Annotated in this window: 10 protein-coding genes and 3 pseudogenes; 1 reads left to right on the forward strand and 12 read right to left on the reverse strand. The window is 73.9% G+C overall.

All coding sequences use genetic code 11. The annotated features are described in order from the left end of the window. The 7 genes and pseudogenes from AEQ27_RS18145 to AEQ27_RS15400 form a co-directional block, all read right to left on the reverse strand. Positions 1-1,594, reverse strand: a 1,594-nt coding sequence (locus AEQ27_RS18145; RefSeq protein ID WP_235451128.1) for an Ig-like domain-containing protein, incomplete at its 3' end; no start/stop codon positions are given. A 548-nt stretch (positions 1,595-2,142) separates the two neighbouring features. Continuing rightward, entirely contained in the window at positions 2,143-2,691 is a 549-nt protein-coding gene (locus tag AEQ27_RS18830; protein WP_235451129.1) for a hypothetical protein, read from the reverse strand. Positions 2,692-2,915: 224 nt separating this feature from the next. After that, positions 2,916-3,632, reverse strand: a pseudogene (locus AEQ27_RS18835) (S8 family serine peptidase); the annotation flags it as partial. Beyond that, positions 3,554-4,144: a PA domain-containing protein gene (locus AEQ27_RS18840; protein WP_369813669.1), complete on the reverse strand. Its 591-nt coding sequence runs from the start codon at positions 4,142-4,144 to the stop codon at positions 3,554-3,556. The pseudogene AEQ27_RS18835 and the gene AEQ27_RS18840, both read right to left, overlap by 79 nt. Before the next feature lie 79 nt (positions 4,145-4,223). Further along, positions 4,224-5,330, reverse strand: a pseudogene (locus AEQ27_RS18845) (S8 family serine peptidase); the annotation flags it as partial. A 229-nt stretch (positions 5,331-5,559) separates the two neighbouring features. Next, positions 5,560-6,867, reverse strand: a complete 1,308-nt coding sequence (locus AEQ27_RS15395) for an alpha/beta hydrolase family protein (RefSeq protein ID WP_152970412.1) — start codon at positions 6,865-6,867, stop codon at positions 5,560-5,562. Between the two features lie 109 nt (positions 6,868-6,976). Beyond that, on the reverse strand, positions 6,977-8,083 hold the full coding sequence (locus AEQ27_RS15400) for a helix-turn-helix transcriptional regulator (protein ID WP_054147471.1): 1,107 nt from the start codon (positions 8,081-8,083) through the stop codon (positions 6,977-6,979). A 70-nt stretch (positions 8,084-8,153) separates the two neighbouring features. Here AEQ27_RS15400 and AEQ27_RS15405 point away from each other — a divergent pair, with 70 nt between their 5' ends. After that, complete coding sequence (locus AEQ27_RS15405; RefSeq protein ID WP_054147472.1) at positions 8,154-9,590, forward strand: mannosyltransferase family protein; 1,437 nt, start codon at positions 8,154-8,156, stop codon at positions 9,588-9,590. Between the two features lie 139 nt (positions 9,591-9,729). Here AEQ27_RS15405 and AEQ27_RS15410 read toward each other — a convergent pair whose 3' ends face one another. The 5 genes and pseudogenes from AEQ27_RS15410 to AEQ27_RS15430 all read right to left on the reverse strand — a co-directional run bounded on the left by AEQ27_RS15410 (position 9,730) and on the right by AEQ27_RS15430 (position 16,022). Then, on the reverse strand, positions 9,730-10,743 hold the full coding sequence (locus AEQ27_RS15410; RefSeq protein ID WP_054147473.1) for an LLM class flavin-dependent oxidoreductase: 1,014 nt from the start codon (positions 10,741-10,743) through the stop codon (positions 9,730-9,732). A 144-nt stretch (positions 10,744-10,887) separates the two neighbouring features. Continuing rightward, positions 10,888-12,417 (reverse strand): L-arabinose isomerase, encoded by a 1,530-nt coding sequence (gene araA / locus AEQ27_RS15415; protein ID WP_054147474.1) that lies wholly within the window; start codon positions 12,415-12,417, stop codon positions 10,888-10,890. Then, a complete protein-coding gene (locus tag AEQ27_RS15420) occupies positions 12,414-13,127 on the reverse strand; it encodes an L-ribulose-5-phosphate 4-epimerase (protein ID WP_043595113.1) in 714 nt (237 codons plus the stop codon). Before AEQ27_RS15420 ends, araA begins: the two co-directional genes overlap by 4 nt. Next, positions 13,124-14,941, reverse strand: coding sequence for a ribulokinase (gene araB / locus AEQ27_RS15425; protein WP_054147475.1), 1,818 nt, complete (start codon positions 14,939-14,941; stop codon positions 13,124-13,126). Before araB ends, AEQ27_RS15420 begins: the two co-directional genes overlap by 4 nt. A gap of 92 nt (positions 14,942-15,033) precedes the next feature. Further along, a pseudogene (locus AEQ27_RS15430) lies at positions 15,034-16,022 on the reverse strand (LacI family DNA-binding transcriptional regulator). Between the last annotated feature and the right edge of the window lie 28 nt (positions 16,023-16,050).

The raw sequence follows: 16,050 nt of genomic DNA on the forward strand, positions 1-16,050 counted from the left end.
GCGCGGCGGGGGGGAGGGGGGCCGGGTGCGCGGGGGCGGGGGCGGGGGGAGGGGGCGGCGGGAGGGGGGGGGCGGGGGGGGCGGGGGGGGGGGGACCCGCCACGGGAGCGGCGAGCGCTGCGGGGTTCGTCGTCGGGGAGGCCGACGGCGTGGTGGGCGTGCCTGCCGCGGCGGCGACTCGGGCGAACCAGGCGTTCGAGGCGGACACGGCCTCGCCGGACTCGATGCCACGGGCCGTCACGGTGCCGACGTCGTGGTGGTCGACGTCACCGGCAGTGACGCCCGTCAGAGCGGCGGTGCGGTCGAAGGAGGCTCCGACCGCGAACGGGCCGGCCCACGTGACGCCGGTCGCCGGGCCGCCGAGGGGCGCGAAGTCGCAGCTGAGTCCGTCGACGGTGCCGTTGGCCAGGACCTCGTCCGAGACCGTGACGTCGGCGAGAGCGTCGGCACCCGTGTTGGTCACGCGGTAGGCCAGCGAGGCGGTCCCGTCGGAGAGGACGACGGCGGCGGCGGCCGTGTCGGCCGCGTTGCCCGCGGCGTCACCCTTGGTGATGGTCACGGCGGGGGCGGGGACGTCGCCGCTGCCTTCACCACCGGCGGGAGCCTGGGTCTTGGACGAGCTGACCGCGCCGGTGGTGGTGACGCCGCCGACGACGGTCGACACCGTCGCGCGGTTGGTGAACGTCTGGGCGGGCGTCGCGGTGCCGGTCGGCGCGGGGAGGCTCACGGCGATGTTGACGCGATCCTGCACGTTCACGACCTGTGCACCCCAGTTCACGGTGAAGCCGGCGGGCGAGCAGCTGAACGACGTGGGCGTGACCGTGACAGGGGCGGCGAAGCTCCCGTCGGCCTTGACGCGGACGGAGTCGAAGACGGCGGTGTCGCAGTCGTAGGTCCAGGCCTGGCCGGCGGGGACGACGTCCGTGGTCGTGGCCGAGTCGAAGGCTCCGAGCGGGGTGAGCACGTGCCAGGTGAGGAAGCGGGCGGCCGTGGACCGTCCCTGGTCGGCGGCGGTGTACGTGCCGTACTTGGTGGGCTGGTCGAGGCCTCGCATCACACCGGTCGGGGTGACGACGGTCGTGAAGTCGCGTCCGTCGTTCGTGGTCGACGTGAAGGGGGTGGGCACGCCCGAGGGGGTGGTGCGTCCCTCGAAGTCGGAGGTGACGAAGGCCTGGCCGCTGACGTTGAGGTGATCCTCGGCGTAGGCGGTCATCGTGAAGGTGATCACGTAGGGGCGCGTCCCGACGACGGTGGCGTCGGCCACGACTGCACCGGTGGCGGGGTCGCGGAGCGCGAAGTCGGTGGGCAGGTTCTTCAGGTGCTCGCTGAGCGTCAGCGTGAAGGTGTCACCGGCCATGGTGTCGTCAGGCACCTGCCAGGCGATCGTCGTGGTGAGCTGGGTCCCCTGTTTCGGCGTCGTCGGGGTGACCGTCACGTCCGTGATGGCGCCGTCGATCTCGGCGGCCCGGGCCGGAGCCGCGGTGCCGGTCAGGGCGGCGGTGCCGGCGAGGGCGAGGGTGGCGAGCAGCGCGGCGGACAGGCGCAGGGCCCTCCGCCCGCGACGGGGAGACCCCGCGAGGGTGAGCGAATGCATGGTGGTGCCTTTTTCGGGTGGGGTAGACGCGCGCCTCGACCTGCTCCCCCGGCGCCGTGTTCGGGTACGGCGCCGGGGTCGGGTGAACAGGGATCGTCACGTCTCGGGTGACACCCAAACTAGGGCCGGGGTCCTGACAGTGTCCACCATTCGGGGGACAGATCACCCGGACGAGGAACGGGCGACGCCGAAGGTCCCCCGAGCCACCCGCGGCGGGGGACGATCGACCCGTACCGGGGGGACGGCCGCCCGGCGGGGCCCCGCGGTCGCCCCCGTGGGCACCCCCTTCCTCCCCCCGCACCCCGGGCCGCGACCCCGGGCAGGCGAGCCGCGCCGCCGCACCGGGCAGGGGTTGCCGCCACCCCCCGGGCCCCGCCGGCAACTCCTGCCTCCTGCCGCACCACGGGCCGGGACACCCGGGCAGGCGAGCCGCGCCGCCGCACCGGGCAGGAGTTGCCGACGGTCGGGGACGAGAGGAGGCGGTGGTCGCCTTCGCCAGGGAAGGTGACCACCGCCTCGGGGTGGGTCAGGCCGTCAGGCCGCGGGTGCTACCCGCGCCACGGGAACCAGCCGTGGAAGAGGTCGCCGAGGGCGTTCCAGATCCACTGCAGGATGTCGCCGAGGCTCCAGCCGCCGGGGTGGCCGGGCTGACCCGGGCCGGGGCCCGGGCCGGGGCCCGGCTCGGTGGGCGTCTCGGGCTCTTCGCCCGAGGCGACCGTGAGGTAGGTGACCTGCCCGGTCTCGCCGTACGCGACGCGACCGAGGAAGGTCTGCTCGTAGGGCAGGCCCGTCCAGGACGCGGTCAGCGTCGCCGTCTCGCCCAGTCCGGCCGAGAGGGTGGCCGGGTCGACCGTGAGGCCGCCGACGGCCGACGCCGGGTCGAGCAGGTACGAGGTCAGCGTGTAGTCGAGCTGACCGGCACCGCTGTAGAAGTCGACCAGCAGGACGTACTCGCCCGCCGCGGGGGCGTCGAGGTCGATCTGCTCGTCCGCCGAACCCGTCGCCGAGGAGGCCGCGAGCTGGTCGGGCGCACCGTCGGCGCCGGCCGTGTAGAGCAGCAGGTCGAGGTCCGCCGTGTCGTCCGCGCTGTCGAGCACGAAGCGCGCGTGGGGGGTGCCCGCGGCGATCGTGACCGGCGTCCGGCCGCCGCGGCGCCCGCCGTGCCCGAACCGGTCGTGACCTGCCCGGCGGCGAGGCCCTCGGTCGTGAGCGGCAGCTCGAGGGCGTCTCCGGCCGTGACGTCGAACGCCTTCTCGCCCGTGGCGCCCTCACCGGTCGCCTCGGCCGGGGCCTGCAGCTGGGCGGGGCGCACGGCGGGCGGGCTGCGCACGTCGTGGGTTCCGTCGGACCAGGTCAGGTAGCCGGTGGCGAACTGGTCGAGCGCGGCCGTCGTGCGGGTGAAGGTGACCGTGTAGTCCTGCTCCTCGCCCGCGGCGCCGAACGTCAACGTCGAGGGTTCGACCGTGGCCGTGACGCCGTCCATCTCGATCGGGGCGACCGTGTAGGTGCCCGCCTCGGTCGAGGTGACGGTGCGGGTGACCTGGGCGGTGCCGGCCAGCGAGCCGACGCTGATCGACGCGAGGTTGAGCGACGAGTCGGTGCCCTCGACGGTGTCGATCGAGTCGACGTAGGCCTGCCAGTCGGTCGGCCCGTTCTCGTAGAGCAGCCCGGGTTCGAGGAACGCGGTCGGGTCGACGTGCCCGGCGCCCTGGGCGAAGACGTCCTGGCTCGGAGCGCCGTCCTCGCCGACGAGGTCGTAGGCGGTCGTCATCATGGCCGATTTGACCTCGTCGGGGGTCCAGTCGGGGTGCACGCTCTTCGAGAGGTAGAGCGCGGCCAGACCGGCGATGTGCGGGGACGACATCGACGTGCCCGAGAGGAACTCGTACGTGCCGGGCTCACCCTTCGCGTTGGCGCCGTCGGCGAGGATCGCCACGCCGGGGGCCGAGATGTCGGGCGTCAGCAGGTTGCCGCCGTCGGCGGGCACCGGTCCGCGCGGCGAGAAGCCGGCGATCTGCGGGGTGGCGGGCGCGGGCAGGCGCCCGGGGTGCCGGCGAGCAGGGGGGCGGCGGCCCCTTCGGTGGCGGCGTGCGCGTGGATCGCGTCGTAGTCGTCGGCGTGGAGGTGGGCGGTGGGGACGGCGTGCTCGTCGAGGTCGACCGGGCTGCTCGTCGGGTTGACGAGCACCATGCCGATGCCGCCGGCGCGCTCGACCTCGGCCGACTTGGCCGTGCGGTCGTAGACGCCGCGGGCGCAGAGCACGATCGTGCCGGCGGCCTTCGCCGGGTCGGGCGGGTCCGGCGCGCAGAGGGTCACCGCGGTGGTGGCGGCCCCGGCGGCCGCGACGGCGGGCGACGAGACGAAGTCGCCCGTCAGGCCGTCGGTGCCGGTGGGCACGGTGATCGAGCCGCCCAGGTAGTCCGTGCCGTCGGCGGTCTGGACCGTCGCGCTGTAGCTGGGGATGGTGGACGCCGCGACCGTGGTGATCCACGGCGCAGCGTTGTCGGCGGTCGGGGCGGTCGGGCCGCCGTTGCCCGCCGCGGCCGCCACCCAGACGCCGGCCGGGCCGCGCCGAGGAACGCCCGTGGGGGGGCGCGGGGGTGCCCGGGGGCCCGCCCCCGCCGATCGAGTAGTTGATGACGTCGACGCCGGCGGTGACCGCGGCCGCGATGGCGGCGATCAGGTCGAGCGTGGCGCAGCCGTCGTCGTCGGTGGCGACGCGGTCGGGGCCGTCCCAGCAGACCTTGTAGGCCGCGATCTTGGCGGCTGGGGCGGCGCCCGAGACGGTGCCGAACGAGCGGTCGCCGATGGTGGCCTCGACGTCGGCGTTGCCCGCGGCGGTCGACGCCGTGTGCGAGCCGTGGCCGTTGCCGTCACGGGGTGACAGGTACTCGCCCTGCTCCTCGGTGCCGATGTTGCCGACGCCGAAGCCGTCGACGAAGTAGCGCGCACCGATCAGCTTCGTGTTGCAGTCGCCCGCGTCGAACTGCACGCCGGTCTGGCACACGCCGGTGAAGGTGCCCCCGTCGCCCTTGGCGAAGACGGTCCGGTCGCCGTCGAGGTGGGGCTCGGTGTCGCTGGCCGACCCCAGGGGGTCACCGGCGAACGAGGCGTTGCCCGCCGCGATGCCCGAGTCGATGATGCCGACGACGACTCCCTCGCCGGCCTTCGCGCGTCCGCCGACGGCGTCCCAGACGCCGCCGTTCCCCTGGGCGTCGCCGAGGCCGAGGAACTCGGTCGACGGTGTCGCCTGCAGCTTGAGCAGCTCGTTCTTCGAGACGGCGGCGACCGAGGGGTCGCTCGCGAGCTTCGCGGCCTGGGCGGCCGTGAGGTCGGCCGCGAAGGCGTTCGTCGTGATGGCGTAGCTCGCCTCGACCGTCGCGCCGGCCGCCGCAGCGACGTCCTGCTGGACACCCTTCAGGTGCTCGGCGTAGTCCTGCACGGGAGCGCTCTGCGCGTCGAGGTCGCTGCCCTCGGGCACGGCGGTGCGGGCGAGGCCCGGCTGCCCGCCCTCGTAGGTCGCGGCCGCCGGCTCGCGCAGCGTGACGATGTACTTGCCGTCGGCGAACTGGCTGTCGCCCACGACGGCCGGGCCGTCCGCGGCGAAGGAGGCGGTGGCCGGCACCGCGACGAGGCCCGCGGCGACGACGCCGGTGGCCAGGAGGGTGGCGAAACCGCCACGGAGACGGGTGCGGGGCGGAGCGGTCGGCCTGCGGCGGCCGGATGGTGTGATCACGGATCGCCTTTCGATGCACGTCGTCCGGGACGCGCTGTCGGGGGTGCGCCGCGGCCCCGGGCCGCGGTCGATCCATAAGAACTACCTGTGAATGTCCGTGTCCCTCTAGTGGGGGCCATGGCCGAAACCGGCCACTGACCTGCTTCGGCCAGAGAGTTCACACGAGGAGGCGCGGGTGGGGCACCGACGCCGTCCCCCCTTCGGCGGACGGTCGCCTCGCCGCACCCCGCTACGGCCTCGTCAGCCCGAGCCGAGCCACCACCCACGCGGTCCCTGTGCCGAGCCCGCGCGACGCCGTGGCCCAGTCGTGGCCGCTGCGGGGTACCACCTCGCGCGTGACGTCCATGCCCGCTGCCCGGGCGGCCGCCGAGACGACGGGCATCACGGGCCCGTAGCGAGAGTCGGTCCCGCCGACCGCGAAGAACCCGGCACTGTCGGCGTAGGGGGCTCGTGCGGCCAGCACGGCCAGCGGCTGGGCCGCGGAGTAGGCCGCCCGGTCGCCGCCGAAGCCGCGCTCCACCGTCGCCCACGCTCCCCCGTCGAGCCGCGGCCCGATCTGGCCCGAGACGTCGACGAACGAGGCGAAGAGCTCGGGGTGCCCCGCCGCCAGTTGGAGCGAGCAGGTGCCGCCCTGCGAGAAGCCCGAGACCGCCCAGGCCCGGCCGGGTGCCTGGACCGAGAGGTGGCTCGTGATCCACCGGGGCACGTCGACCGTCAGGTAGGTCTCGCTGTGCCCGAGCGGGCCGTCGACGCACATCGGGTTGTTCGTCGGTCGCTCGAGCTGGTCGGGCATGACGACGATCGGCGCGAGGCCGTCGTGCGCGTGGGCGACGGTGTCGAGCGTCTCGACCATCCGCCCCGCGTCGACGAGGTTCTCGGGGGCGGCACCCGGGCCCTGTCCGGACAGGACGACGTCGACGGGCAGGGGCGGCGGATCGGCCACGAGCGCGGCGGGCGGCAGGTACACGAGGGCGTCCCGCGCGTCGAAGTGGGACACGGTCGCCGGGATGGCGACGCTGCCGAGCCGTCCCCGCGACGGCAGGTCGGCGGGTGCCCGCCAGGTGCGACCGAGGTCGGGGGCGGCCGGGGTCGACGTCCGGCCGGCCCGCACCGCCGCCGTCTGCGCGGCCGGGACGACGAGCGCCGGGACGTCCGAGATGCCGAGCAACGCTCCCACGGTCGGGAAGAGCCCCCCGTCCCGGTTGATCGCGAGTCCCGTGGCGAGGGCCGTCACGACGACCGTCGACACGGCGAGCACTCGGCGGCCGGCGCCTCCACGGACCACGGCGACCACGGCCGTGCCGACGACCACCAGCAGGGCCCCGACCCAGAGCCGGTCGACCCAGGTGGGCGGGACGTCGAGGACGTCCTCGACGTCTCCGAGCCACCAGGTGACCAGCGCGCCCAGCCCGGCCCCCAGGGCTGCGGCCCCGACGACCCACCGCCACCAGCTGCGCGCCCGGCGTGGGCGACGCAGCGTCAGGACCACGAGCGTCCCGGCCCCCGCGTAGACGGCGGCGAGGGTGCCGGCGGACACCAGCGAGAACCTCAGCACGACGGCTCGAGACGGGGCAGGACGGTCACGTCCGGGACGCTACCGAGGCAACTCGATGGGTGAGCCGTGAGCAGGCTGGAAGTCGCCTGACTCAGACCCAGCCCCGACGGGCGGCCTCGACTCCGGCGTGGAACCGGTTGCTCGCGCCGAGCTCGTCGAAGAGGGAGTGGAGGCGCCGCCGGAGCGTGCGGGACGAGATGCCGAGCTGCCCCGCGATCCCCTCGTCGGTCGCCCCCGCCGCCACGAGGGCGAGCAGGTCGCGCTCGGCGGGGGTGGGAGGTCGCATCGCGAGCCGCGCCTCCTGGTCCGGGGTCGGGGTGGCGACGCCGGACGGCGACGTCATGGTCGACGACGACGCCGCCAGTCGCGCGGCCACCGAAGCCCAGTCGACCGCGGCGCGACCGGCACCCGGGGTGCCCGGCACGGGCAACGCGCTGCGCCACCGGGCCTCGAACAGGTCGTGGAGCGCGGCGACGAGCGGTTCGGACTCGGTCACGAGGGCCTCGGGCCGGTCGGGGGCGTGGCCGATCGAGACGAGGGCGACGCGGCGGTCGGCGACGGCGAGCTTGGCCGGCAGGTCGTGGGTGATGCGGGCCTCTTCGCCGTCGGCGCCGAGGCGGTGCACGCCCTGCCGGCTGCCGTCGGCCGAGATGCTGGCGACCGTGTAGACCGCCCGCCAGCGCACCCCGCGCCCGCGGGCGACCCGTTGGGTGGACTCGTTCGACGCGACCACGTAAGGCGGCCGGCCGCAGGCGCCGAAGTCGGGGGTCGCGCGGCGCTCGAGCCGCGAGTACCAGTCGCCCACGGCCGCCTGACCGACGACTACCCGGGCCAGCTCGTCCGCCTCGTGCGGGCGGCGCCCCCCGCCGAAGAGCGCCCCGAGCGCGGGCACCGCCGCCCGCACCGCGACGAGCGCGTCGGCGCGCGCCGCGACGACGGCCGGGACGGCCACGCGCGGGTCGACGGCCCCGTAGCCCTCGCCACCCGCCGACCGTTGGACGAGCCCGAGCGAACGGAGGCGCTCCAGGGCGGCCAGGGCCGTCGCCTCGTCGAGGTGCACGGCCCGTGCCACGGCCTCGGGCGTCGGCCCGGCCGCCGTTCCCGCGGCGTCCGCCACCCCGGCCCCGGCGACGACATGACGGTAGACCGCGACCGCCACGTCGTCGATCCCGAGGGCGGCGAAGGACGGAAGGGGCACGTGTCGATCTTGCCCCGTCCCAGCCGACTCTTGGTAGCGTCGTCCAGATGACCGGACACGGGGCGGGGCGGTGAGCCGCGAGACGATCGCGTCGCCGTCGGCGGCGAGGCTGCGCCGACCCGCTTTCTCGGTCGATCTCGCCGGTCGGTTCTCGGGCAGCTGGCGCAGCGTGCTGGTCGTCTACCTCGCGTCGCGGCTGTTCTCGACGAGCGTCCTCTTCGCCGTCTACGAGGTCGCGAAACTGGCCGGTGCGACCTTCATCACGCCGGGAAGCGACCGCAGCTTCCTCGACTTCACGTCGTCGTGGGACGCCGACCGGTACCGCACCATCGCGTTGCACGGCTACCCGTCGACCCTGCCCACCGACGCGACCGGCGAGGTGCTGCCGAACGAGTGGGCGTTCCTGCCGGTCTTCCCGTACCTCTGCCACCTGCTGATGGTGGCCACGGGCATGGACTTCATCGTCGCCGCCCCGCTGCTCGCCACCGTGTTCGGTGCCGGTGCGGCGATCGTCCTCCACCGCCTGCTCGTGACGAAGGTCGGACACACCGGCGCCCTCTGGGCCGTGCTGCTGTTCTGCTTCGGGCCGATGGCCTTCGTCATGTCGGTCGGCTACGCCGAGAGCCTCTTCCTGCTGCTGATGTTCGGCGGCCTTCTCGCCATGCAGCGACGGAACTACCCACTCGTGGCGGCGGCGGGCATCGTGGCGTCGTGCGTCCGACCCGGGGCGCCCGCCCTGGCGTTGGCGCTGGGCATCCCCCTGATCGGGCGCTGGCACCCCGGGCGGGGGCGGCCCGGGGGCCCGCGGGCGGGGGCGGGCGCGGGCCGGGCCACCGCCGCCGCAGCCGCCGCGCCCACCGGGGCGCCGGCGCGGGCGGCCGGGGACGCCCGGACGCCGCGGATCGCCGGGGTCGACCCCGCGCCTCCTGCACCCGTCCTCGCCGCCCGCACGTCGGCCCGACGCGCCTGGGCCGGGCTGCGCGAGTTCGTCGTCGGCGGTCGGATGCCCAAGCACGAGCTGACGACGATCGTCGTGGCGGGGCTGGCGATGGCCGCGGCGGGACTCGCCTGGCCGGTCGTCGCCCACGTGGTCACGGGCCAGTCGGACGCCTACCTCGAGACCGAGATGGCCTGGTGGGTCGACTACGTCGGCCGCCCGGCGTTCGTGCCGTTGACGCCGTGGTTCCTGCTGGCGGGCCGCTGGTTGGGCATCGGGGGCGTCGTGCTCGTACTGGCCATCGTCGCGTCGTTCACGTTCTGGATGACCCGCCGCTCGACCCTGCGGCTCGGCCACGAGGTCGTCGCCTTCGTCGCGGGGTTCTTCGCCTACCTCGTCGCGGTGTTCCTGCCGCAGCAGAGCCTCTTCCGGCTGCTCATGCCACTCAGCCCCGTGCTCGGCACGCCCGCGATCTCGTCGCGGCCGTGGTTGCGCCGGACCATGCTGCCCGGCGGTGCGGCGCTGCAGCCGGTCGCCGTCGTCCTCGTCTTCCTCTTCACCGCGCCGTAGCCGTCGTGGCGTAGCCACGGGCTGCGACGACGAGAGCACCGCCGAGCAGACTCGGCACCGTCGCATGTCACGGTGTCTCGTCCACTCGGCGGTGTCCGGCGGGCAGGGCGCAGCGCGTCTCCCCCGATGGCGCGGCGTGCTACGCGGCGGCGGGGACCAGCTGCATCGCGTCGGCGAGGAGCGCGACCGACCGGAGGCGCGCCTCCGTCGACGAGGCCGCGTGCGCGACGATCAGCTCGTCGGCCTGGGCGGTGCGGGCGAACTGCTCCATGTACTCTCGGGCGTCGCCGGGCGTGCCGACGGCGGTGTAGGTCGTCATGGTCTGGACGTGCTGGCCGACCGGGGTGCGCAGCAGGTGGTCGAGTTCGTCGTCACCGAACTCGCGCGTCGGGTCGATCTGGCCGCTCTGGCGCAGCAGCATCATCAGACGTTGACGCTTCATGGTGGCGAACTGGGCGTCGGCCTCGTCCGCGTCGTCGGCGACGACCGCGTTGACGGCGGCGAGCACGTACGGCTCGCTGAGCTGGGTGGACGGCTGGAACTCTCGGCGGTAGGCCGAGACGGCGTCGATCAGGTCGCCGGGCGCGAAGCGCGCGGCGAAGGCGTAGGGCAGACCGAGGGCGGCGGCGAGCTTCGCGCCGACGAGCGACGAGCCGAGGATGTACAGCGGCACGTTCGTACCGGCACCGGGGACGGCCTGGACGCCCGCGACGCGGGACTCCCCCGCGAGGAAGGCCTGCAACTCGACGACGTCCTGCGGGAAGCGCTCGGACGACGAGGGGTCGCGGCGCATGGCGCGGAACGTGGCCTGGTCGCTGCCGGGGGCGCGGCCGAGGCCGAGGTCGATGCGGCCCGGGTGCAGGGTCTCGAGGGTGCCGAACTGCTCGGCGATGGCCAGTGGCGAGTGGTTCGGCAGCATGACGCCGCCGGAGCCGAGACGGATCGTCGAGGTCTGGCTCGCGATGTGGGCGATGAGCACCGACGTCGCGCTCGAGGGGAGGGCCGCCTTGTTGTGGGGCTGGGCGTGCGAGCCCCGCCGGTACCCGCTCGCCTCGGCCTGCTGCGCCAGGGCCACGGAGGCCGCGAAGCTCTCGCGCACGGTCTGACCGGGTGCGACGGGGGCGAGGTCGAGGATCGAGAGGGGAATGCTCATGCGGGGGTGAACAACGACGGGCGTCGCCGTATGCCCCGAGACCGGAAACGAGTGGTCCCGAACTGTCCTTCGCCGAGGGGCGAAGGACGATCCGGGACCACTCGTTGTGCGAACCGCGCGAGACGCGCGAGCCGGCCGCGAGGCCTACAGGCCGCGGGCGAGGCGGTGGTACGCGGCGTTCCAGGCGACCTCGTGACGGAAGTCGCGGATGCGGGTGTCCTCGTCGATGACGAGCAGCTCGGTCTCGACGATGCGCGCGAGGTCTTCGAACGCCTCGAGCCCGACCGCGGTCGACATCACCGTGTGGTGCGCGGCTCCGGCCGTCAGCCACGCCTCGGCCGACACGGCGAACGACGGGCGGGGCTTCCACACCGCGCGCCCCACCGGCAGGTTCGGCAGGTCCTCGTCGGGGTCGACCACGTCGACCACGTTGACCGTCAGGCGGAACCGGTCGCGCACGTCGCTCATCGCGACGACGACGGCCGGGCCGGGGTCCGCCGAGAAGACCAGGCGCACCGGGTCGTCCTTGCCGCCGATGCCGAGTGCGTGCACCTCGAGCGAGGCGCGGCCCGACGTCAGCGCCGGGCTGACCTCGAGCATGTGGGCCCCGAGGATCTTCTCCTCGCCGGGCACGAGGTGGTACGTGTAGTCCTCCATCAAGGAGGCGCCACCCGGCAACCCGGCGCCCATCACGTTGGCCGCACGCACCAGCACCGAGGTCTTCCAGTCGCCCTCGGCCCCGAAGCCGTAGCCCTCGGCCATCAGACGCTGGACCGCGGGGCCGGGCAGCTGCTTCAGGGCGCCCGGGGCTTCGAAGTTCGGGGTGAACGCGCTGACCCCGCCGGCCTCGAGGAAGGACCGCAGACCGATCTCGATCGCCGCGCCGTCACGCAGCGACTGGTGACGCTCGCCGCCCGCACGCAGCGCGGGCACGACGTCGTACTCGGCCTCGTACACGGAGACGAGCTCGTCGATCGCCGACTCGGACGCCGCCGCGACGGCCTCGGCCAGCTCGTTGACGCCCCAGGTGTTGACCTGGACGCCGAAGGCCAGCTCGGCCTCGGTCTTGTCACCCTCGGTCACGCCGACGAAGCGCATGTTGTCGCCGAAGCGGGCCAGCTTGAGCGAGCGCATGGCCGAGGCCCCTGCGGCGGCGCGCATCCACGTGCCCACCTGCTGCTGCACGCGCGGGTCGCTGACGTGGCCGACGACCGTCTTGCGCGGCACGCCGAGACGGGTCTGCATGTAGCCGAACTCGCGGTCGCCGTGGGCGGCCTGGTTGAGGTTCATGAAGTCGAAGTCGATGTCGGCCCAGGGCAGGGCGACGTTCGCCTGCGTGTGCAGGTGAAGCAGCGGCTTGCGCAGGGCGTCGAGGCCGCCGATCCACATCTTGGCCGGGCTGAACGTGTGCATCCAGGCCGTGACGCCGATGACCGAGTCGTCGAGGTTCGCCTCGAGCATGGTGCGGCGGATCGCGTCGGCGTCGGTCAGCACGGGCTTCCAGACGAGGCGCACGGGCACGTCCGAGGCCGCGGCGAGCTCGTCGGCGATGGCACGCGACTGGTCGGCGACCTGCTTGAGGGTCTCTTCGCCGTAGAGGCCCTGGCTGCCGGTGAGGAACCACACCTCTCGCGAGGCGAGGAAGGCGGTGGGGTCGAGGGTGTCACTGGTCATTTCAACTCTCCTGCCGGCGCTTGGCCGTAGACGTTCTGGTACCGGTCGAAGAGGGCGTCGATGCTCTCTGCCGGGATGGGGATGGGTTCGCCGAGTTGGCGGGTGATGTGCACGGTCCGCGCGACGTCCTCGGTCATGACGGCGGCCTTGACCGCGTCGCGCGCGTCCTTGCCGATGGTGAAGACGCCGTGGTTCTGCATCAGCACGGCCCGGCTGCGGTGCCCCTCGAGGGTCGCGACGATGCCGCGGCCGATCGAGTCGTCGCCGATGATGGCGAACGGCCCGACGGGGATCTCGCCGCCGAACTCGTCGGCCATCGCCGTGATGACGCACGGGATCGCCTCGCCGCGCGCGGCCCAGGCCGTGGCGTAGGTGGAGTGCGTGTGCACCACTCCCCCGACGTGCGGCATGGTGCGGTACACGTAGGCGTGAGCGGCGGTGTCGCTCGACGGGCTGCGGTCGCTGCCCGGCGTGCCCTCGACCACGGTGCCGTCGAGACGGCAGAGGATCTGGTTCTCGGCCGTCAGGTCGTCGTAGAGCACGCCGCTCGGCTTGATGACGAAGAGGTCGGTGCCGGGCACACGACCCGAGACGTTGCCACCCGTCCAGACGACCAGCCCGTAACGCACGAGCTCGGCGTGCAGGGTCGCGACGTCTTCTCGCGTCGCGTCGATGGCCGCCTGCGTCGAGCGGTCGATCCAGCCGGTCATGCGGTCACCTGCGCGTCGCTCGTGGCCGAGGCGGTGGCATCCTGCTCGACCGCGTCCGCACCCCGGGCACTCTCGGCGGTCGCCGAGGGACCCGAGGAGGCGCGGGTCGCCTCACGACGCATCGCGCGCAGGCGGTGCATCACGTCGTTGCCGCCCCGACCGAACCAGTCGTGCAGCAGGAGGTACTCGGCGTAGAGCGCGTCGTACGCGTCGGCGGCCGCCTCGTCGGGCACGTAGGTCGCCGGGTCGACGCTGCCCATGGCCTCGGCCGCCGACCGGATGTCGGGGTAGGCGCCCGCGGCGACGGCGGCGTGGATGGCCGACCCGAGGGCGGGACCCTGCTCGCTCGTGATGGTCGAGATCGGCAGGCGCAGCACGTCGCTGTAGGTCTGCATCAGGTGGGCGTTCTTGAGCAGACCGCCCGCGGCGATGAACTCGGTGACCGGCACGCCGGACTCTTCGAAGGCCTGCACGATGCGGCGGGTGCCGAAGGCCGTGGCCTCGAGCAGCGCGCGGTAGCCCTCTTCGGGCGTCGTGCTGAGCGTCTGGCCGACGATGACGCCGCTCAGCTCGTGGTCGACGAGCACCGAGCGGTTGCCGCTGTGCCAGTCGAGCGCGACGAGGCCGTGGGCCCCGACGGGCTGCTCGTAGGCGAGGTCGGTGAGGTGCTGGTGCACGCTCTTGCCGGCCGCCGCGGCGGCGTCGACCGACGACTGCGGCACCTGGTTCTTCACGTACCAGGCGAAGATGTCGCCGACACCGGACTGGCCCGCCTCGTAGCCGTAGAGCCCGTCCACGATGCCGCCGTCGACGACGCCGCACATGCCGGGCACCTCGGCCAGCTTGTCACCGTTCATGACGTGGCAGGTGCTCGTGCCCATGATGGCGACCATCTGACCGGGCTGGGTGGCCTTGGCGGCCGGGGCCGTGACGTGCGCGTCGACGTTGCCGACGGCCACGGCGATGCCCTCGGGCAGGCCCGTCCAGCCGGCGGCCTCGGCGGTCAGCGTGCCCGCGACGTCGCCCAGGGCGCCGATCTCGTGCACGACCTTGGTCTCGGCGAAGTCGGCGAAGTCGGGGTTGAGCGCCGCGAGGAACTCGCGGCTGGGGTACTCGCCGTCCTGGTAGATGCCCTTGTACCCGGCGGTGCAGGCGTTGCGCACGTAGCGCCCGCTGAGCTGCCAGACGATCCAGTCGGCGGCCTCGACCCAGTGCTCGGTCGCGGCGTAGACCTCGGGGTCCTCTTCGAGCAGCTGCAGGCCCTTGGCGAACTCCCACTCGCTCGAGATGAGCCCGCCGTAACGGGGCAGCCACGACTCGCCGCGTTCGGCGGCCAGCTCGTTGATGCGGTCGGCCTGTCCCTGGGCGGCGTGGTGACGCCACAGCTTGACGAAGGCGTGCGGTCGGTCGGCGAAGCGGTCGAGCTCGTTCAGCGGGGTGCCGTCGGCGGTGGTCGGCACCATGGTGCAGGCCGTGAAGTCGGTGCCGATGCCGACGATCGCGGAGGGGTCGACGCCCGACGCACGGAGGGCTTCGGGCACCGCGTTCTTCAGCACGTCGACGTAGTCGGACGGCACCTGGAGGGCCCAGGCGGCGGGCAGACGCTCGCCCGTGCCGGGCCGGGGGCGGTCGACGACGGCGGGCGGGTACTCGAACGTGGCGCTGGCCACTTCGGCACCGTCACGGACACGGACGACGACGGCCCGGCCGCTGAGCGTGCCGTAGTCGACGCCGACGACGTACGTGTCGGCCGAGCTGCCGGCGGGATCGGGGACCCCGGGCGACGAGTCGGAGGGGGTGGCGGGCTCGGCCATGGAACGTCCTTGTCCTGATGCGAAAGTGAGCGCTCACATTCTCACATGAGCGGGTGCGACCGTGCAATCTCGCACGGCCGGGTCGGAGCCCGTCAGCGGGCGGGGGCCGCCGTCGACCGGCGGACGACGAGCTCGGGGTCGAGCGCCGCCACGGGCGCCTCGTCGCCGGCGAGCACGGCCTCGACGGTCGTCATGAGACGGCGTCCCAGCGCCTCGAAGTCCTGCCGCACGGTGGTCAGCGGCGGGACGAAGTGCTCGGCCTCGGGGTGGCGGCGAAGCCGACGATGCTGACGTCGCGCGGCACGACGCGACCGGCGTCGACGTAGGCGTGCACGACCCCGAGCGCCATCTGGTCGTTGCCGCAGAACACGGCCGTCACGTCGTCGCGGGTGGCGAGCTCGCGACCGATGCGATGACCCGAGCCCGGAGTCCAGTCGCCGCGCAGCAGCACCGTCGAGTCGACGCCGAGCCGGGCGCAGGCCTCGCGCCAGCCCCGCTCGCGGTCGCGGCCGTCCATCCACCCGTCGGGCCCGGCCACGTGGGCGATGCGGCGGTGCCCGAGCGACACGAGGTGCTCGACGGCGGCCTCGGCCCCGGCGGCCTGGTCGAACGACACCGTGTGGTGGCCGTCCTCGGCCTCGCTGTCGGCGGTGACGAGCGGCACCGAGACCCCGGAGCGACGCAACACCTCGAGCGCCTCGGCGTCGGGCGCGATGAGCACGATGGCCGCCACGTTCTGGCCCACCAGCGAGTCGAGCGCCTGGCGCATGCCCTGCCGGTCGTCGACGTCGAGGGTGGCCATCGACACCTGGTACCCGGCGCGACGGGCCGCTCCGTTGAAGCCGTGCATGGTGCTCGACGGCCCGTAGAACGGGAACCCCGTGCTGATCACGCCGAGCGACTTCGTCTTGCGGCTGGCCAGGGCGCGGGCGGTCAGGCTGGGCCGGTAGTTGAGCTCGTCGATGGCGACGTCGACCTTGGCCTTGGTGGCGGGACGGACGGTGGGATCGCCGTTGACGACCCGCGACACGGTCTGGTGCGAGACGCCGGCCGCGGCCGCGACGTCGAAGAGGGTTGCCACGAGGTGATCCTAGTTCGGTTCGGTTTTC

The organism is Frigoribacterium sp. RIT-PI-h, assembly GCF_001297205.1.
GTDB lineage: Bacteria > Actinomycetota > Actinomycetes > Actinomycetales > Microbacteriaceae > Frigoribacterium.

What these genes read in the sequence shown, in the direction of transcription:
- AEQ27_RS15410 (WP_054147473.1), bottom strand. Translation starts at nt 10,743, where the DNA reads ATGAGCATTCCCCTCTCGATCCTCGACCTCGCCCCCGTCGCACCCGGT.
- araA (WP_054147474.1), bottom strand. Translation starts at nt 12,417, where the DNA reads ATGACCAGTGACACCCTCGACCCCACCGCCTTCCTCGCCTCGCGAGAG.
- AEQ27_RS15420 (WP_043595113.1), bottom strand. Translation starts at nt 13,127, where the DNA reads ATGACCGGCTGGATCGACCGCTCGACGCAGGCGGCCATCGACGCGACG.
- araB (WP_054147475.1), bottom strand. Translation starts at nt 14,941, where the DNA reads ATGGCCGAGCCCGCCACCCCCTCCGACTCGTCGCCCGGGGTCCCCGAT.